Annotated in this window: 15 protein-coding genes, 1 tRNA gene and 1 CRISPR repeat array; all 16 genes read left to right on the top strand. The window is 35.3% G+C overall.

Going from position 1 to position 19,434, the window contains the following annotated elements; translation table 11 throughout:
- Positions 1–445 precede the first annotated feature (445 nt).
- Positions 446–1,147: direct repeats of the CRISPR family, unit length 29 nt; unit sequence CGGTTTATCCCTATGTGTATAGGGAACAG.
- 582 nt (positions 1,148–1,729) lie between these two features.
- On the top strand, positions 1,730–2,251 hold the full coding sequence (locus A9G23_RS06425; protein ID WP_065586807.1) for a hypothetical protein: 522 nt from the start codon (positions 1,730–1,732) through the stop codon (positions 2,249–2,251).
- 69 nt (positions 2,252–2,320) lie between these two features.
- Positions 2,321–6,340 carry a toxin VasX gene (locus tag A9G23_RS06420; RefSeq protein WP_065586806.1) on the top strand — a complete coding sequence of 1,340 codons (4,020 nt, stop codon included), beginning with the start codon at positions 2,321–2,323 and terminating at the stop codon, positions 6,338–6,340.
- Between the two features lie 16 nt (positions 6,341–6,356).
- Positions 6,357–7,190, top strand: a complete 834-nt coding sequence (locus A9G23_RS06415) for a DUF6708 domain-containing protein (RefSeq protein ID WP_065586805.1) — start codon at positions 6,357–6,359, stop codon at positions 7,188–7,190.
- A gap of 134 nt (positions 7,191–7,324) precedes the next feature.
- The gene (locus A9G23_RS06410; protein ID WP_065586804.1) at positions 7,325–8,152 is read left to right on the top strand and encodes a DUF6708 domain-containing protein; all 828 of its coding nucleotides are present in this window, start codon (positions 7,325–7,327) and stop codon (positions 8,150–8,152) included.
- A 112-nt stretch (positions 8,153–8,264) separates the two neighbouring features.
- Complete coding sequence (locus A9G23_RS06405; protein WP_065586803.1) at positions 8,265–9,089, top strand: DUF6708 domain-containing protein; 825 nt, start codon at positions 8,265–8,267, stop codon at positions 9,087–9,089.
- 249 nt (positions 9,090–9,338) lie between these two features.
- Positions 9,339–12,548, top strand: a complete 3,210-nt coding sequence (gene recC / locus A9G23_RS06400; protein ID WP_065586802.1) for an exodeoxyribonuclease V subunit gamma — start codon at positions 9,339–9,341, stop codon at positions 12,546–12,548.
- 12 nt (positions 12,549–12,560) lie between these two features.
- Positions 12,561–13,352: a TatD family hydrolase gene (locus A9G23_RS06395; RefSeq protein WP_065586801.1), complete on the top strand. Its 792-nt coding sequence runs from the start codon at positions 12,561–12,563 to the stop codon at positions 13,350–13,352.
- Between the two features lie 38 nt (positions 13,353–13,390).
- Positions 13,391–13,513: a hypothetical protein gene (locus A9G23_RS11740; protein ID WP_255306892.1), complete on the top strand. Its 123-nt coding sequence runs from the start codon at positions 13,391–13,393 to the stop codon at positions 13,511–13,513.
- A gap of 168 nt (positions 13,514–13,681) precedes the next feature.
- Entirely contained in the window at positions 13,682–15,070 is a 1,389-nt protein-coding gene (locus tag A9G23_RS06390; RefSeq protein ID WP_065586800.1) for an MFS transporter, read from the top strand.
- 19 nt (positions 15,071–15,089) lie between these two features.
- Complete coding sequence (locus A9G23_RS06385) at positions 15,090–15,722, top strand: MBL fold metallo-hydrolase (protein WP_065586799.1); 633 nt, start codon at positions 15,090–15,092, stop codon at positions 15,720–15,722.
- A gap of 154 nt (positions 15,723–15,876) precedes the next feature.
- Positions 15,877–16,464, top strand: a complete 588-nt coding sequence (locus A9G23_RS06380) for a biotin transporter BioY (protein ID WP_065586798.1) — start codon at positions 15,877–15,879, stop codon at positions 16,462–16,464.
- Positions 16,448–17,023, top strand: a complete 576-nt coding sequence (locus A9G23_RS06375) for a YiiX/YebB-like N1pC/P60 family cysteine hydrolase (protein ID WP_065586797.1) — start codon at positions 16,448–16,450, stop codon at positions 17,021–17,023. Before A9G23_RS06380 ends, A9G23_RS06375 begins: the two co-directional genes overlap by 17 nt.
- A gap of 86 nt (positions 17,024–17,109) precedes the next feature.
- Positions 17,110–17,185 (top strand) — tRNA-Asn (locus tag A9G23_RS06370).
- Positions 17,186–17,714: 529 nt separating this feature from the next.
- Entirely contained in the window at positions 17,715–18,308 is a 594-nt protein-coding gene (locus A9G23_RS06365) for a hypothetical protein (protein WP_065586796.1), read from the top strand.
- Positions 18,309–18,334: 26 nt separating this feature from the next.
- Positions 18,335–18,523 carry a hypothetical protein gene (locus A9G23_RS06360; protein WP_065586795.1) on the top strand — a complete coding sequence of 63 codons (189 nt, stop codon included), beginning with the start codon at positions 18,335–18,337 and terminating at the stop codon, positions 18,521–18,523.
- A gap of 380 nt (positions 18,524–18,903) precedes the next feature.
- On the top strand, positions 18,904–19,092 hold the full coding sequence (locus A9G23_RS06355) for a biotin/lipoyl-binding protein (RefSeq protein WP_065586794.1): 189 nt from the start codon (positions 18,904–18,906) through the stop codon (positions 19,090–19,092).
- Positions 19,093–19,434: the final 342 nt, after the last annotated feature.

The following is a 19,434-nucleotide window of genomic DNA, read 5'->3' as shown; positions in this document are numbered from 1 at the left end:
CTTTGTTTGGGACTTGTAGAGCGTGGTAAAAAAGATCTTATTTAAATGATCTTACCTACTTTAAAAAAGTATATTCTACTTTTCAAGTAGAATATTTTTAATTTAGAGATTCATAAATATTAGTTTGCACAACGTTAACTTGCTTCAATAACACCTTTAAAAGTCACATAAAATCTATTAAATTCACATAATTCATTAGAAAACGCCGAACTGTTTATACTGCATGTTTTACATAGTCATCTAAACATTATTGAAAATTGTACACGTAATCGTTTAATCTTTTTTCTTGTGCATCTTTAAATACTTGGCATATCACATCTTAGTCAAAGCGCTTATCGCTCTTTTTACTTTAAGGTAGATAGGTTTAATGACTTTTTGATCTGTATGATAGTTATCACATAATTTATTGAATCTTTCAATAAATTATAAATAAAAATTTTGTCACGGTTTTATCCCTATGTGTATAGGGAACAGGCCAAACAACGAAATGAAGCCTTAACGCAAGGGCGGTTTATCCCTATGTGTATAGGGAACAGGTTGGATCTAGTCGTTTCGCCATCTCAGGGTACGGTTTATCCCTATGTGTATAGGGAACAGTTCAACCCAATAAGCGCCGTTGTACATTCTTGCGGTTTATCCCTATGTGTATAGGGAACAGAAATCAAATTTAAGCAATTCTAGAGCAGTAAACGGTTTATCCCTATGTGTATAGGGAACAGGCCGACCGTTTGTTGTTCGGTGCGGATTTCGGCGGTTTATCCCTATGTGTATAGGGAACAGATAGTATTGTTTTAATCGTGACCTAATTGCGTCGGTTTATCCCTATGTGTATAGGGAACAGGTAACAAAACTTCATCTAATTCTTCCTTATTCACGGTTTATCCCTATGTGTATAGGGAACAGACATATAGTTGTCATTTAGTTACGCATGGTGAACGGTTTATCCCTATGTGTATAGGGAACAGAGCATCCCTACAGGCATTCAACACTAATGCTACGGTTTATCCCTATGTGTATAGGGAACAGCTCATTTTCACATTTAACATACCAGTTTTGCGCGTTTATCCCTATGTGTATAGGGAACAGTGTGTGTGTGTGTGTGTGTGTGTGTGTGTGTGTCGTTTATCCCTATGTGTATAGGGAACAGACCAATTATAACACATTGTTTTATCATTAAAATATTTAACACCAAATTTCTACCAACTTTTTCAATGATTTTTAAAATAACCATGATTTTATAATGCATTGTTTTTATTAAAGTAATTTTAGAAAAAAATAGAGAGAACATTGTGATTTTTTATTCTACCAATTAATCTTTAAATTTCATATAGTTATAACATAATTAGCAATAAAAATGAGCTTTTCTCTATTAAAAAGACGGAATTTCTTGTTAAATATATCCAGAAATTTATACCGTTTGAGCATAAAATTATTTTTAATTTAACTGGTTGAAAAATGTACTTAACAAAGTATGACGTTGCCTAAATTGCTTTTTTCAAACAAAGGCGTTAAGTCGCTACTACATACCTTATATCTGATACCTGCTTAACTCACAAAAATTCCTTACGTTAAGCAAAAGTATCCATCAAAAAAGGTTAACTTTGCGTTAAAATGATTTATACTCTGTTCCCATTATCGTTTATGCTTAAAACTATAATATAAAGAACGATAAACGAATAACATCATTAACAATAAAATATAGCGATTTTAGGGAAAATAGGAAAACAATATGGCGAATGGCTTTAATCGCCTTTTTGGACAATTAGGTAAAGGATTGATTGACGGATTAATGGCGGGTTTAGGCTGCATTAGCCATAACGGCTATACCTTAACCGTTGAGGGGCTGCGCTCGTCGATTTCGGTTTGGTATGTTGACGGTGATGAGTGGTTAAATCAGCCTTGGCGTTATGTGATTACTTCTACTCGTTACGATAAAGCCTTCTCCATTGAGGCGACTCTCAATCAAAAAGCCAGTTTTTCTTTTCATTCAGCTAGCTATCAAACCTTAATGTCAACAATCTCCGCGTTAAGTAACTTCCTATCGGTCAATGATAAACCGTCTTTGTATGAGGCAATAACCGTATTAAGTTCGTTATCGCTCAATAAAGTGTCACTGAATTCAATAAGCTCATTATCACAAGATTCATTATTGAATCTATTTGCTGCAAAGAGACTTACTCAGGTATTCCACACCGCTTTAGATGATGAACTCAGCCTATACCCGACATTGATTAACCTTAAAAGCCAATAGATTCCTTTTGAAAAATCACAAAAATCGATAAAACAAGAATTGAAGAATTAAAGAATTAAAGAGCGTAAGATGCAAAAAATAGCCAACATCGCGATACAATATAAAAACGAAGCCGCCGATCGTTGCCTTGCCTGTGAGCGAACAGGATTACCGGTCTTTTTACTGCGTCAAGCCGTGATAAAAACAAAATTCACTAAAATTAAACAGGTTAACCGCACTTATCAAGAACTGGCGAATTATGCTAAAACGTTAGATTTTAAACAACGCATGCCAGAAGATCCCTTAGAATATTATGACTATGTATTTCGCACTTTGCGTAACGGTTATGTCTATGTGATGCAACAACAAGGTGATGATATTGAGAGCCGAATACTTCATGCGTATGAATGCATTGACGGCGCACTACGTTTAAAAGACGCCCACGAACTGCCCCATACCCAGCCAAGGCCATTATCAAAAGCGTGTAAAGATGCCTGTCACACCATTCCAGCCTCGTTTATTCATCTTGATGATAAGCGCTTTACGCAAGCGTGGGTGGCTTATTCTTCACAACCTTGGCCCAAAAAGACCCTCGACGATTATCTCAAAGAACAAGATAGCCAAGTGTTATCGCGTTTTACCAAAATTGATATACAAAAACTCAAAGACTCACCGTCTGAGGCAACCGGTAACCGAGCGGTGCCGTTTAAAGATATTTTTGGTTATAGTCATGAACATGATGATAATGATAAAAGCAAAGTGCTCGAGTTTCGTTTTGGAGAGCAAGGTCTGGAGAATTTTAAATCAGTCCATCCCTTTACCAGTTTAAAAAGCCAAAGGCAAAAATTTGCCAATCACGCAAATCTTCTATATCAGGGCAATAAACCAATATCTTGTGGCGTAGTACTAGAAGACACCTTCGGTATCGCCGAAGAGCTTAACACCCAACGGATATCGCACCTGCATCTATTTAACGAAATACCATTAACCGCAAAAGAAGTGAATTTAGCAGAAGAATTAATCGATGGTTTTGACGATTTAGATAAAACAACGAAAATCTATGAACAACGAGCAAAAAACTTGATCCAAACGATCAACCCAGTATTGAAAGATCAATTTAATTATTATCAACCAGTAATGTTTAAAAAGCGGGTAATTTTACAATTAATGGAGCAGTACCGAACCTCGATTGAAGATTCATTCAACAGACAAATCGCAATACTGGAAAAAGAAGATGAAATCGAACTCGCTAATCGTTCTCCTGATAGTTATATTGGTGTGATAATGTCGTCACCACCAAAAAATGCGGTGACAATAAGCAAATTAAAATCGATGAAAAAGGAAAAACTCAAAGAGTTTGATAGCTGTGTAGATCAAGGTAAAGTTGATACCTTCAAAAGGGAATTAGAAACAGCCTATAACGAAGTAGTTAATTACCATAAAGAGTGGTCGCAAGACTATTTTACCTATTTGCGTTGGTTGTTTGGTAAACAAGACATTGTCTCGCAATTTAGCAAAACCAAACCCAAAAGCGTTAACACCAATCATTTTTGGCAACGTGAATTTGATTTTAGCACCGAAACGACGCAATTGGTGCACGCATCAGAAGTTGGATCTATTTTAGTCGATACCACCCATTCTGAAATTAAACTCGATCAAGACAGTGCCCTATGGGACGAGCTGCTCAGTAATCCTGAAAGTATCTATTACATCACCGAATATCACAACGCTAAAGGTATCGATCGTGACGAAAAGGTCTACGTAGACTTAAAAACTAACGAATTGATAACACCAAACGATTGGTTATCTAAAACAACGGAGTTTATTGGTACAGCCTCTACAGCAATGGAAGAAAAAAAAGGGGATAAAGATCTAAACGATAAAAAAAGTGTATTAGAAAAAAACAAAGCCGAGCTAGAAGCTAAAATTGAACAAAATAAACAAAAAATTGACGAGCTTGAACAACAAAAAAAACAAATTCCAGCGAGTGATCCCGTAGCACAAGAAAAACTCAGGCGCGAAAAAAAGGCTTATGAAACCAAGAATAGGGAATTAAATAAAAGCCTTGAAGCGGTAAATAAAGAATTATCCAACCTTGCTAATTCAACACAACAAACTCACGCATCAACCCAATATAGTGAAAGTTTACTTAACCGCACGGCACTAAAAAAACAGGCAACACTGGCTAAAGACACCCTATTTAAACCGATAAAATCGCACTGGATGCGGCTTAATGCATTTGATGAACTTGCCAAACTAGGGGCACTACCCGTTGAAATAAACGTGCAAATTAGACCAGAAAATATCGTAAAAATTCAAAATTTATTAACCCAAATGCATCGGGGTTTTTACAATCGTGGCGTTTATCACCCGCACGAGCTTGCTTTTTTAGAAAGTTTTGATATTGATGAAAAGCCCATTAAAACCAGCTCGGGCAAAATGCAAAAAGCAAAATTTACCCTATGCTTTCCTGATAAAGCCAGTAAAGCCTTGTTTGTGGACTTTATCAACGGCACTAATGGCACATTAAGCCCATACAGCTTAAAACAATTTATGGAGCAAAAGTATAAAGATTATTTCAAATTAATCCATAAACAAAAAACACTGCTTGAAAACATAGAAAAAGTGAATCAAGGCAAAGCGTCAATCACTGATAAATTACGCAAAATCAGTGATAAAGCCCTAGAGCGAGCTAAAGCTAAAATAAACGAAAAAATATCAAAAGCAGGAGGCGTGATAGACAAAGCGCAACATGAATTAGAACGTATCTATAATAAGATAGAATTACAAACCGCTAATCAAAACGTCAAAACGGGGAACATAACTTTTAGCATCAATCTTGCGGTGAACGGTATATTAGGTACCCTGACCCTAATAAACATTAGCGATATGCTTAAAGAATGGGATGAAGCAAAAGAAGGTGACGGTGAAACCGATCTAAAAGGGAAAATGCTTAAAGATCTGGTGTCACTGGTACTAACTAGCATCGACTTAACTAACCAATATAAAAATATCAAACTCAATATGCAAATGACTGAAGCGATTAAAGCAGGTAAAGGTGCAACAGCAATAGAAGCTAAGCTTAAGTTCAATGCCATAATTTCTAAAACCGTTTCCAGAGCCACGGCTACGATCACGGTATTAGATGCGATCGGTGAACTAAAAAGTTCGTTTGATATGATAAATATGGAAGATAATAGATATTTTATTTATAGGTTAGGTGGTTCGATTGCATTAGGTTTTGGTGCAATTGTAGCATTAGTTGGTTCATGGGTAACTGTTATTGCGGGTGTTGCTTTAATGATTGGTGGTTCAATCGCGGTTATGTTTAGTAAAAAGTACGATAAATTTACAGCTATTCAACACTGGTTAAACCGTTGCTGCTTTGGTAAGCAAGAAGAATTGGACTATTTAGGCTATCAAGCTTATCACGAAGATGAATATAGCACTCACGCGGGTTTTGGCTTAGCGCTCAACGACTATGCGATCATGGTCTATAATATTCAAACTTTTATTCGTTTAAAACCGCTATATCATGCCCCATCAATAACAGGTGTACCTGAGCCCGATGCCCCAAATCCATTTCAACGGCATATCTATTTTTATTTGGATATTCCCGATTTTGCCAAATACAATCAAAGCGAAAGTGCAATTGCGCTAATTCGCTTATTTATTAATGATTACCCAAATCTAAAAAGCCAGCCAGATCCACAGCCCGAAAAATATATCGATCTAAAATACCGTATCACCTCGCAACAAATAACGTTATTAGCTGTGAACGCAAACTATAGCGATCAATACCTTATCTCGCTTGATAAAGCCGACTATTTTGATAAGTATGATCGTAATGTCGGCGTACTGACTAAGCTCCCAATACCTGATAATAGCAAAATTGACGAGCCAGACGAATTTACCTTAACCACATCGGCTAATCATTTTACTGATAAAACCACAACCAATAGCGTCGAGCCAGTGCAAAATGGGCTTATTATCAATAAATGGATCGCTGGCACAATAGGTGTGTTTAATATTGCAAAATATCAAATCATTGTGCAATACAATAACCGTGAAGACGTGCCATTAATCGTGGCTAAAAACAATAAAATTTAAAATAAGGAGCAAAACAATGCCATCACAATATCGACCCCAAATTTTTGGTTGGATAAGCGATTTAGACAAAGGCGGTAACTATTTAACGGGTGCCGATGATCGCTTGCTCTATGCCAATGATAACTACTGTGCTTTTATTCGTAAAACACAATCTGATCAGTTTTTTTATTTATTTATTTGTTTTATATCAATATTTGGTCTTTCTTTTTATATAGGTATTTATTTTTATTTCGTTTTTACTATGACTCCTGCAGTTAATAATGATGAAAAAATTATGGATATTGTATTATTATTGATGAACATCACCTGTTTTTTTGCTTTATATCTTCTGATTCCTGAATTTTATCAAAACCTTTTTACACGCCGAGGAAGCCCCATTATTTTTAATCGTAAAACGGGTAAAGTGTATATCAATGAAAGTTATTTTTTTAATTTTAAAGTGTTACGTAATCCGCTAACCTTTTTGCACCCTAATAAAAAACGCATAAAAGAATATGACTGGGCCCATTTACAAGGGGTGGTGGTACATAACTTTTCACGCTACTCACTCAACACCACTATTTTAATGGTATGCAAGCCCCATAGCCATAAAACAATCGACCATATATTATTAGATCCATTACGTGTCGGCATAGGTAGTTATCTGGTTTGGGGTTGGGTTAATAATTTTATGTGCGCGAACAAATTAGCCGGCCTAAACGACGGCAAATACAAATGGGAACAAGAAACCCAATTTAAAGACCAAATTATTAAAGGACAAGGCTGGCCCGAATGGATGGTAGAAGCGTTTAATGCCACATCGCAAGAAGAGCTCGCCGAAATTAAACAACGGCACAATATAACGCAATAGCCCAAAAGCCGTTGCAGTTTGGCAAGCATGGGCAAAGTGGTATAGCAATCTAATTCTGCCCTAATGCACAAGATGATGGCGAAATTCCACTTATCATTAACCGAAGCAGGAAGAATAAATAAAATGAGAATAAAATGCCATCAAAATACCGTCCACAAATTTTTGGTTGGATAAGCGATTTAGACAAAGGCGGGAACTATTTAACGGGTGCCGATGATCGCTTACTCTATGCCAATGATAACTACTGTGCTTTTATTCGTAAAACAAAATCTGATCAGTTTTTTTATCTATTTCTATTTTGTATTGTCCTAATTGGTTATATTTTCGCAATGAGTATTTATTCTTACTTTTTTTTCGATGTTATTAAAATAGATGATATAACAATTCTTTTTATATTGAATGCTGGTATGTTCCTTTTTACTTTTGTAATTTATTCGACAATATTACCAGAATTTTATCAAAACATTTTTACACGTCGAGGAAGCCCCATTATTTTTAATCGCAAAACGGGCAAAGTGTATATCAATGAAAGCTATTTTTTTAATTTTAAAGTGTTACGCAATCCACTAACCTTTTTGCATCCTAATAAAAAACGCATAAAAGAATATGACTGGGCCCATTTACAAGGGGTGGTGGTGCATAACTTTTCACGCTACTCACTCAACACCACTATTTTAATGGTGTGCAAACCGAATATCCATAAAACAATCGACCATATCTTGTTAGACCCATTACGTGGTGGCATAGGTAGTTATTTTGTTTGGGGTTGGGTCAATAACTTTATGTGTGCTAACAAATTAGCCGGTTTAAACGATGGCAAATACAAATGGGAACAAGAAACCCAATTTAAAGACAACATTATTAAAGGACAAGGCTGGCCCGAATGGATGGTTGAAGCGTTTAATGCCACATCGCAAGCAGAGCTCGCCGAAATCAAACAACGACATCATGTCAAACAATAAGTTTTAATAGCTCAGGGCGGGAAAGGATAACGCCGCCTACTTTACAATAACCGTGAAGGCGTGCCATTAATTGTGACTAAAAACAATAAAATTTAAATTAAGGAGCAGAACAATGCCATCACAATATCAACCCCAAATTTTTGGTTGGATAGGCGATTTAGTAAAAGGCGGCAACTCTCTAACCGATGCCGATGATCGCTTGCTCTATGCCAATGATAACTACTGTGCTTTTATTCGTAAAACAAAATCTAGTCAAATTTTTTATTCATTTATGCTTATAATTGTTTTAATTCTTTCAATACCCATTATATATTTGGGTTTTTCATTGATTTTGGATTTAAGTCCTATAACAGAGTCAGCTATATTCATTACAGTGATAGTTACATTGATTGCCTGTATTGTTGCTATGTATCTTTGTATTCCTGAATTATATCATAACTTATTTACACGCCGAGGTAGCCCCATTATTTTTAATCGTAAAACGGGTAAAGTGTATATCAATGAAAGCTATTTTTTTAATTTTAAAGTGTTACGCAATCCACTAACCTTTTTGCACCCCAATAAAAAACGCATAAAAGAATATGACTGGGCAGATTTACAAGGGGTGGTGGTGCATAACTTTTCACGCTACTCACTCAACACCACTATTTTAATGGTGTGCAAACCGAATACCCATAAAACAATCGACCATATCTTGTTAGACCCATTACGTGGTGGCATAGGTAGTTATTTTGTTTGGGGTTGGGTCAATAACTTTATGTGCGCGAACAAATTAGCCGGTTTAAACGATGGCAAATACAAATGGGAACAAGAAACCCAATTTAAAGACAACATTATTAAAGGACAAGGCTGGCCCGAATGGATGGTCGAAGCGTTTAATGCCACATCATTAGAAGCGCTTGCGGAAATCAAACAAAAGTATAATGTTCAACTATAAATTATAATCATGTAATAAGATTAGCGATAAAGAGTAAAAAGTCATTATCCATCACAGTATCGATCATAAATACTAGATTGGATAGGTTATTTAGATAAAGGTAACAAATATATATGATTTGCTCACTAATTTAGTGAAAACTTATTTAATAATAGAAAGGAGTTTCTTATGAAAAGAGCATAACAACTAGATTTATTAATAACGATCAACGATAATCTTAGTCCTCTCTTATCAATAATTAGTGTTATTATGTTTACCATTTATCATTCAAATCAGGTTGATTTACTCAAGACGCTATTGAGTGAATTGATGCGCAGGCAACCATTAGAGGATGTATTTACACCTGATGTAGTCATGGTGCAAAGCCAAGGTATGGCACAATGGTTGCAAATTGCGTTAGCGGATGAACTGGGTATTGTAGCTAATGTTGATTTTCTTTTTCCAACTCAATTTATTTGGCAACTTTATCAAAAATTATTGCCCGATGCCCCCATTGAAAATAGTTATAGTATTGAATCAATGAGTTGGCGTTTGTATTATTTATTGCCCCAAGTTATTGAACAACCTGAGTTTAGCGCACTTAAACATTATCTGGATATTGATAAACAAGATAAAAAACGATATCAGCTTGCAACGCGTATTGCGCGGTTATTTGACCAATACTTAGTTTATCGCCCTGATTGGCTTGCAAAATGGGAAGCCAATCATACTGTTAGCGAATTAAATCATCATTCTGATGAAAGGTGGCAAGCAGAGCTGTGGCGAAAGCTAATATCCATCAGTCAACCTTATCATCGCGCTAATATTTATCAACAAATGCTTGAAATTTTGTTAGATAATCACTTTGATCGTTCACGTTTAGATCCGTTACCTAATCGTATTTTTATTTTTGGTATTACTTCTCTTCCCCCTATTTATCTTTCGATACTATCAGCACTAGGGCAACATATTGATGTCCATTTGATGTTTAACAATCCGTGTAAATGGTATTGGGGAGATATTGTTGAAAAGCAGTTGTCAGATATATTCAATACCCCCGATAAAATCCCCAACCCCCTTTTAACCTCGTGGGGAAAACTAGGCCGTGATAATCTATTCCTGTTACAGGAATTTAATAATAAACAAGATATTGAAGCTTTTGTCGATCAGGGGCGATCTTGTTTATTAAATGCTATTCAGCAAGATATTTTAGATCTGTATCAAAACGATTTTGGTAATGAGCATATTGCAGCAACAGACAAGTCAATTTCGTTTCATGCTTGCCATAGTGAGCAACGTGAAGTTGAAGTATTATATGATTATCTGCTATCAGTTTTTGACACAGATCCCACCCTAGAATTACGCGATTGCATAGTTATGGTGTCGGATATTGATAAGTATGTGCCTTATATTCGCGCTGTTTTTGGTAATGCTTATGAGAAGCGCTATTTACCTTTTACTATTTCAGATCAAAAAGCACGAAATATCGATCCGATTGTTCAAGGTTTTTTTGCTATTTTAAATTTTCCAAATAGTCGATTTACAGCAGAAGAACTCTTTAATTTGCTTGAGATCCCGGCTGTTTCTGAAAAATTTACAATTAATCAATCACAGCTAACCTTGTTGAGGACGTGGATTGTTGAGTCAGGCATTCGTTTTGGGCTTGATAGTGCACATAGTTGGTTATTTGGGCTTGAACGGTTATTACTTGGCTATACGATGAGTAGTGAGCATGGGGGGTGGCAACAGATATTACCTTATGATGGTGCAACCGGTTTAGATGCCGAACTAATCGGTCAATTAGCCGAATTTATTAAAGTGGTAAAGAAGTGGTTTGTTATCTTAAACGAAGAAAAACCGCTCATTGATTGGCAGCCTTGTTGTCTTGAATTGATTAATGATTTTTTTGTCAGCAATTCACAACGTGAATCCATTTTATTGATGATAGCACAAGAATGGCAAGCGTTGATTAATAGTGGTTTGTCTGCCAATTATATGGATAGTATTTCTATCACGATTTTGCATGACGCTATGCAATCACGCTTAGAACAAAATCATTTAGCACATCGTTTTTTAGTCGGTAAGATAAACTTTTGTACCATGATGCCAATGCGCTCCATTCCCTTTAAAGTTGTTTGTTTATTGGGAATGAATGATGGGGATTATCCAAGAACGTTGCTTCCACTTGACTTTGATTTAATCGCACAGCATCCAAGACGAGGCGATCGCAGTCGTCGCACCGATGATCGTTACCTTTTTTTAGAGGCAATTTTATCTGCGCAAAAACAGCTGTATATCAGTTATATTGGTCGTGAGATGAAAGATAACAGTGAACGTTATCCCTCTATACTAGTTGATGAACTTTGGGAGTATATTGCCCAATATTATAATATACCTGCAAATAACATGGTTAGTTCTACTAACAGCTTGGATTTTTTACGTGTAAACCATACACGCACACCGTTTAATCCTCAAAATTTTTTACAAGAACCAAAAAGCTATGCCGATGAGTGGTTACCTGCGGCATTGCAACAAGGTGAAAGCCAATTATTTATTAGTGAAATACCTGTTATTGATGTCGATAATATCAATCTCGATGAATTAAAACGATTTTACCAACACTCTATTCGATTTTTTTTACAAAAACGGTTTAATTTTTATATCAATTATCTGGATGATACCTTACCCGATGCCGAAAATTTTAATCTTGATAGTTTAAAACGTTATCAATTGAACTTGCTGATTTTAAATCAGCTGATCAGCAATGAACCGCAACAATTCGATGATTTTTATCAACGTTTAGCTTTAACGGGTGAATTACCAGATGGTGCCTTTGGTGAAATTATTTATGATAAACAAGTCGAATCATTGCAACCATTAGCGAATAAAATTAACCAAGAACGATTGGTTATGACAACGCAAGAGGTCAATTTAACTATTTTGACCAATGGGCAACATGTCCAATTACAAGGTTGGTTAACCCATGTGCAAGAAGACGGTATATTGGCATGGCGTCCTGCAAAACTGTCGATTCGAGATGGTATTTCGCTGTGGATTGATCATTTAGTTTATTGTATCTTAAATCCAGATCAAGTTGAAAATCAAAGCCGCCTCTATGGTCGGGAAGATACTGAATGGCGTTTTTTACACTTACCCCATGATAAAGCAATTGCAATATTAACCACATTAGTGGAGGGTTATTTACACGGTATTAATCAGCCTTTATTATTGCCAGTGCAAAGTGCATGGAGTTGGTTAATGGCTGCTTATAATAAAAAAACCGGTGAGATTGTCGCGAGCGATAAAGCTAACAATCAGCTTTTAAATACTTGGCAAGGCGAATGTAACCGATCTGCTGAGTGCGACAGTTATTATACTCGCCTTTATCCTGACTTAACGGATACATTAATTGAACAAATTATATTTGCTTGCCAGCGGTTTTTATTGCCTATTTTATTACATCAAACAACGGTAAAATAAGGGGAGGGTATTATGTTTATTGATACACATTGTCATTTTGATTTTCCACCTTTTACCGATTATCTTGCCGATTCAATAGATAAGATTCGCCAAGCGGATATTGTTGGGTTAATCATACCTGCAGTTAGTGCTAACTATTTTGATACTGTTTTACAACTAACGAATAATTACCATGAACTCTATGCCGCTTTGGGATTGCATCCTATTTATCAACATACCATAGCTGATTTAGATCGGTTAACCGATATCGTTAAAACGAAACCTAAAAAATTAATTGCCATTGGTGAAATCGGACTCGATCGCTATGATTTACGTATTGATTGGCAACAGCAATTATTATTTTTTAGATCACAATTAGCGCTTGCCAAACAGTTTGATTTACCCGTTTTGATTCATTCACGCAAAGCGCACGATATTATGTACCACGAATTACATCGAGCCAACTTACCTTGTCGTGGTGTAATACATGGATTTTCAGGTAGCTATCAGCAAGCCATGCAATTTGTTAAGCTGGGTTATTATATTGGTGTAGGTGGCGTAATTAGTTATGAACGAGCGAACAAAACTCGCAATACAATTGCTCAATTACCGCTAGAGAGCCTTGTGCTTGAAACGGATGCCCCCGATATGCCATTAAGTGGCCGCCAAGGACAAATAAATCGCCCTGAATATATCGCTGAAGTATTTAAAATTTTGACCCAATTACGCAATGAATCAGCAGATCACATACTGAACACGATTTTAACAAATACTTTAACGCTATTTAGTAGCATTAATAGAATAAAAATCACACAAAACAACTAAAATAACTTTATTATTAATTATACCCATAGCAGGTTTACATGACCAAACAATTTCATCAACTGTTTGTTCGATCGATTACCTCTCTTTTAACAATGCTGTCCGCTATAGTATTTTCGGTTTGGCACAATATTTTTGGTTCATTAATAGCTGGCTATTGGTAATATAAGCCTGTTAAAAATAAGAAAAAAGCCAATAATTAACAAATAATATTGTAAAATAGCATTCATCCACTCTCTTTCTTAATAAAATAGGTAGTAAGAGAGCTTAATTTTCCGAGCTTATATTCAACCGCTCACCTAGCATTTAAATTAATTTCAGGCCAAATTAAAATGAATAGCGAATTACAGTTACCGCCTTTTGTTTATCGAATATTACCATGGATTGCAGCATTTGCATTTTTTATGCAATCGCTTGATACCTCGATATTAAACACTGCGCTTCCCACGATGGCAAAAGATCTTAATGAATCACCCTTAAATATGCAATCGGCAGTGATAAGTTATGCTTTAACCCTAGCATTATTTATTCCAGTCAGTGGCTTTTTATCGGATAAATTTGGCACTAGAAATATTTTTGTGATGGCTGTCTCACTGTTCACACTTGGCTCATTGCTTTGTGCTTTATCTAATTCATTAATTTTTTTAGATATCTCGCGCGTTATTCAAGGTATTGGTGGCTCAATGATGGTACCGATATCACGTTTAGTATTAATTAAATCTTTTAAGCGTAGTGATTTTTTAGCCGCCTTAAATACTGCCACCATTCCTGGTTTAATTGGACCTGTTTTGGGACCAGTATTAGGGGGATATCTGGTTGATATGGTGAGTTGGCATTGGGTGTTTTTTATTAATTTACCCATTGGTATTTTAGGCGTGATAATTAGTTGGAAATATATGCCGAATCTAAAGGGTGAACGCATGCCTTTTGATCTGTTTGGCTTTATATTTATTGTGATTGCCTTTATTAGTGCCACTTTAAGTGTAGAGTTTTTAAACCAAAATCAAACATATTATTTTTCATTGCTACTTGCCGCAATCAGCTTCTTTTTTTTACTTATCTATTATGGGTATGCCAAAAAGAAACCCACACCATTATTTCCCCTATCACTTTTTAAGATTCATACGTTCAAAATAGGCATTATTGGCAATTTAATTTGCCGATTAGGGATATCTGGCGTACCTTTTCTAATTCCCTTGTTATTACAGGTCGGTTTTGGCTACTCGGCTATTTTTGCCGGTGTGATGCTAATGCCAATGGCTATTGCTTCAATTTGTACTCGAATCGTTATTCCTCGTATTTTAGCTCGTTTAGGCTATCGTTTTGTGCTCGTTGCTAATACCATTTTAGCGGGCGTGATGATTATTTTAATGTCTCTACTAAATTTATCGACGCCCCTTATCTTAATCAGTTTATTGCTATTTTGTATCGGTGGTATCAATTCTATACAATATACCGCGATGAATAGCATAACCTTAGCGAACTTAGAAAACGAAAATACAAGTAGTGGCAATAGTTTAATGGCAGTGAATCAACAACTTGCTATTAGTTTTGGTACAGGATTTGGGGCAGTTTTACTGCGATTAATTAGCAACTCAGCTAGTACTATTCATGCATTTCAATTAACATTTGTTATACTCGGTGTGGTTACAGTGCTATCCAGCGTTATTTTTGCGCAACTAAAAAAAGAAGACGGCCAAAATCTAACCAACCATCGTTAAAAAACAAGGAGATAAGTATATGTTTCAGTATCAAATCATCCCCGTTACCGCTTTTCAAGAAAACTGTAGCATTATTTGGTGTGATCAAACCATGGAAGGCGCATTGATTGATCCTGGTGGTGAACCAGAACTACTGAAAAAAGCCGTTGAAAAACTGGGCGTAAATATTAAACAGATTTTATTAACCCATGGACATTTGGATCATGTTGGTGCGGCAACCACATTAGCTCAACATTATAATGTAAAGATTATTGGACCAAGCCAAGAAGATGAATTTTTGCTAACAAATTTACCACAGCAATGCGTACAATTTGGTTTTCCTTATACGGATAGCTTTTTACCTGATCGTTGGCTAAAAGAAGGCGACCAGATTCAAGTAGGTAACATTACCCTTGATGTTCTTTTTTGCCCAGGCCATACACCAGGACATATTGTTTTTATTAATCATTTGGATAAACTGGCTTTTGTCGGCGATGTATTATTTAAAGGCAGTATCGGACGAACTGATTTTCCTCGAGGTAACCATACCGATTTAATTTCATCAATTACTAACAAATTATTACCTCTTGGCGATGACTTTATTTTTGTGCCTGGACATGGTCCAATGTCAAGTTTTGGTCACGAACGAATCAGCAATCCATACTTAGTTTAAGCAAAACCTTGTTTTTTTGCTATCACGCTCTTTATCTTAAAGTGGGATAGCAACAACTTCACTTTAATGTAAACTTTTTATATAAAAAACAGTTTACATTAAAGTGCGTTGCGCTATTATAGTTCTACTATTTATGTATCAAAGGTAGAAAATAATGAAGCAACAACTCACTTCGTATTATCCAACATTTATCACGACACTGGTCAATTTATCTTCTTGGCAACGTAAATTATTGGCCACCACCAGCGCAGCATTACTTTTAGGATTAGCCGCTAATATTAGTATTCCGACTTATCCTGTTCCATTTACATTACAATCATTGGCAGTATTGCTAATTGGTGCTTTTTTAGGTCGTAAATTAGGCGCATTAGCAATAATCCAATACCTTTTTTTAGGTGCGATGGGATTACCGCTATTTGCTAATGGCAGTGGTGGAATTATGGCGTTAGCGTCACCATCTTCGGGTTACTTATATGGCTATGTATTTAGTGCCTATTTAGCTGGTTTTGCAGCAGAAAAGGGATATGATCGTCGCTTTATTTTAGGCTTAATTGCATTTGCTTGTGCGCATCAATTGTTATTTGTATTTGGCGTTGTTTATTTAATGGGCTATTTACATATTACGCTTATTGATGCGTTAAAAGTAGGGTATTTTCCATTTGTTGGTATTGATGCACTTAAATTTATTATTGCAACTTGTGTAATGTTTTCGCTATGGCGTTATCGTGCTAAAAATCAATAATATTCAAAGTGGCGATATCATCTTCCAAAGCCTTAACGACGATAATGATTTTAGTGATGCTATAAACCGTTCTGGCGCAGTGCCTAATATGGATGAGATAACAAGAAATATCAATCATGTCGGTTTATATATTGGCAATAATAGCGTCATTGAAGCGACACAAAAATATGGCGTAATTGAACAATCTTTGACTGATTTTGTTGGTGCGGCTAGACGTAATATCATTGGAAGAATCCATGATTTGGCTGTTATTCAAAATGCATTAAAGCGAGCTAAAAATTGCTTAGGATCACCTTACAATCATAGCTTTCATCCCAATGCGGAGGGTTTTTATTGCAGTGAACTGATTACTTATGCCTTTAAAACTAAACAAGGTAGTGATTATTTCGCATTATATCCAATGAATTTTAAGGATGTAACAACAAATCAAATTTTGCCTTATTGGATTGATTATTATCGCGATCTAAAACAGAGCATCCCACAACAAGAGCTCGGTTCGCATCCACAACAATTACTCAGACAAAAACACTTATTCAAGACAATCCTAACACTTGAATGATTATAAAGGAGGCAATTTTAGACAAAAAAGCATTTAACTATTGACATAGTACCATAAAATCTATAATATGCGCGCTACATTTCGGTTCCTCCATAGTTCAGTCGGTAGAACGGCGGACTGTTAATCCGTATGTCACAGGTTCAAGTCCTGTTGGAGGAGCCAACTTCTTATATATTATCTAGTTCCACAATCACCCAATAACGCCCTATTAGCCATTTGTTATCAAGGGATCAATACTTTACCAAATTTTTATCTTGATAATGAGCGCTTTTAATTCACTATTTTTTTAACTTTTGGGGCTATTTTTTAGCAGCTTTTCCTCGTTGTGGGCTGGGTTTCATTGAAAAACCTGCTTTGCCATATTTTTGGTATATTTTAAACCAGTGGTACAAAGTGGATGTCAAACTCCAAAGCAGCATCATTTGTTGGCAAGACTTCATATTCGATAGCATCAGATTCATTATGCATGACTAATTGCTCGTCTGATTGAGGCAGCACAGCTTCATTAACAGAGCAGTGCCTGTTACCATCACTTTAGGTTCCTTTTGACGTTTTGTTGTCGTGATGGTTAAAAGACGGCATTAGCTGTATACCCCCGTTTCTAGCCTTTAATTGAATTTCAACCTTATCATATCATGCCGTAATTCATATTACCGCATGATATAACACTATATATTGTAGAGATATTTAAATGAATAAAAGAGTAATTATCTCTGTTTTTGCGTTATTTACCGTATTAGTTCAAGCTAAAGAAGTAGAGTGGGCGTTAGATGTAAATGATCTGGGTCAGCAGATGGTAACCCTGAAAATCAATAATGAAAATGTGGATTTCAAATTAGATACAGGTTCAACAACAGCTTTAAGTTTACCGCTGAATGTGCTGAATAAATTTGAAGATAAAGTGGAAAAAAAAGATAAGCTAAAATTCACTGATGGACTGGGAAATGTACGCTATACAAAGCAATTTATTTTACATAATTTAACCATTAACAATCTGTTTTATGAACAGTTGGTTGTTGATGAATATCAACCTTGGGGATTTGTTTTAGATATTGAATCGGGTAATAAAATAGCTAATCAACAAAAAGAGATGAATGAAAAACAGATACCTGTTGCTGGTTTAGGGCTACTTATAGATAAAATGGTTACTCGAAATCACAAATTAACCATATCTGATGATTTCACCCTTCAATTAGCAAGTGTTTGGTTAGAAGTCCCTTTTTCTACCAGTCCTAAAGGACATTTTTTGCTAAGTGTAACGGATAATGAAAAAATTACACATTAGCACTAGATACAGGTGCTGGCTCTAATATGATAATGTCACAAAGGCTGTCTAAAAAAGCTGAAATAATGAGGCAAGAGGACATTCCTTTTCCATTTACAGTACTCGCATTCGTCGATATTCCAAATGATAAAAATTACTTCGGAGTATTTGATGAAATAACCAATGAAATGCCATTTGATGGGGTGTTAGGTTATGATTTTTTTATAATCATATAATTAAAATCGATTTTAGATATAAAAAAATATGGGTAAAACTTCTACCTGAAGATCCAGAAAATAGTTGATGTTGCTATTTGAAGATTTACCTTATTTTTTACATTACAACTATCAATTTAGACACCGACGTTTAGCTGATATGTAAATAATTAAACAATTTTAATGTATTAGAGATTAGCCTAATAATATGAATCAAATAAATCTCTCTTTAGAAAAGACTGTGTAGAAAACAATAAAGTGACACTTGTCGACCAAATAATGCTAATTAGTCCGTATAGCATAAATCTAATAAATGACTTTTTTCTAATGATATTTATTACAATAATTTTTCTTTTTATTTTTTTTGATTATTCAAGAAAATCCATGTAAGTGGTGCCTTATTGCCAATTGATGGAGTTGTTACTTTTTTATCCTCAGAGCCTAACATTGTTGATCAGATTCTAGTAAGAGAAAATCAAACTGTTAAAATAGGGCAGCCTTTATTTGTTCTAAGAAATTTAAAATATATTTCCACTTATGATGCAGTGCAAAAATTTCTGCTTAATAAAAAAGATAGCCTAATACTTTAGAACAAAATCTTCCTAGAACAGATTAATGTCAAAAAAATATCAATACAACAAACAAAGACAAATATTGAAGAAGAAAAAATTATTTTACAATCTCAAAAAGCAGTACAAACAGAACGGGTCGGAATTGCTGATGAAATATCACAAAAGTACAGAAAGCTCTTTAATCCCGATGCTGTATCAGTAATTGACTATAGTAACCGACAATCAGAATCACTTGATCAAAAGTCAATATTATTTGATCTAGAACAAAAATTGGCTTCTATAAATCGCAAAAGTTATGATGTAGAAGCTGAATTACTTCAAATACCACTCCAAGAAAAAATAGATCCATTCTTGAACAAG

This window comes from Gilliamella sp. App4-10 (genome assembly GCF_001690495.1).
Lineage (GTDB): Bacteria > Pseudomonadota > Gammaproteobacteria > Enterobacterales > Orbaceae > Gilliamella > Gilliamella apicola_G.
The sequence above is the reverse complement of the archived record's forward strand: the minus strand, read 5'-3'. Positions and strand labels throughout refer to the sequence as shown.

What these genes read in the sequence shown, in the direction of transcription:
- A9G23_RS06425 (WP_065586807.1), top strand. Translation starts at nt 1,730, where the DNA reads ATGGCGAATGGCTTTAATCGCCTTTTTGGACAATTAGGTAAAGGATTG.
- A9G23_RS06420 (WP_065586806.1), top strand. Translation starts at nt 2,321, where the DNA reads ATGCAAAAAATAGCCAACATCGCGATACAATATAAAAACGAAGCCGCC.
- A9G23_RS06415 (WP_065586805.1), top strand. Translation starts at nt 6,357, where the DNA reads ATGCCATCACAATATCGACCCCAAATTTTTGGTTGGATAAGCGATTTA.
- A9G23_RS06410 (WP_065586804.1), top strand. Translation starts at nt 7,325, where the DNA reads ATGCCATCAAAATACCGTCCACAAATTTTTGGTTGGATAAGCGATTTA.
- A9G23_RS06405 (WP_065586803.1), top strand. Translation starts at nt 8,265, where the DNA reads ATGCCATCACAATATCAACCCCAAATTTTTGGTTGGATAGGCGATTTA.
- recC (WP_065586802.1), top strand. Translation starts at nt 9,339, where the DNA reads ATGTTTACCATTTATCATTCAAATCAGGTTGATTTACTCAAGACGCTA.
- A9G23_RS06395 (WP_065586801.1), top strand. Translation starts at nt 12,561, where the DNA reads ATGTTTATTGATACACATTGTCATTTTGATTTTCCACCTTTTACCGAT.
- A9G23_RS11740 (WP_255306892.1), top strand. Translation starts at nt 13,391, where the DNA reads ATGACCAAACAATTTCATCAACTGTTTGTTCGATCGATTACCTCTCTT.
- A9G23_RS06390 (WP_065586800.1), top strand. Translation starts at nt 13,682, where the DNA reads ATGAATAGCGAATTACAGTTACCGCCTTTTGTTTATCGAATATTACCA.
- A9G23_RS06385 (WP_065586799.1), top strand. Translation starts at nt 15,090, where the DNA reads ATGTTTCAGTATCAAATCATCCCCGTTACCGCTTTTCAAGAAAACTGT.
- A9G23_RS06380 (WP_065586798.1), top strand. Translation starts at nt 15,877, where the DNA reads ATGAAGCAACAACTCACTTCGTATTATCCAACATTTATCACGACACTG.
- A9G23_RS06365 (WP_065586796.1), top strand. Translation starts at nt 17,715, where the DNA reads ATGAATAAAAGAGTAATTATCTCTGTTTTTGCGTTATTTACCGTATTA.
- A9G23_RS06360 (WP_065586795.1), top strand. Translation starts at nt 18,335, where the DNA reads ATGATAATGTCACAAAGGCTGTCTAAAAAAGCTGAAATAATGAGGCAA.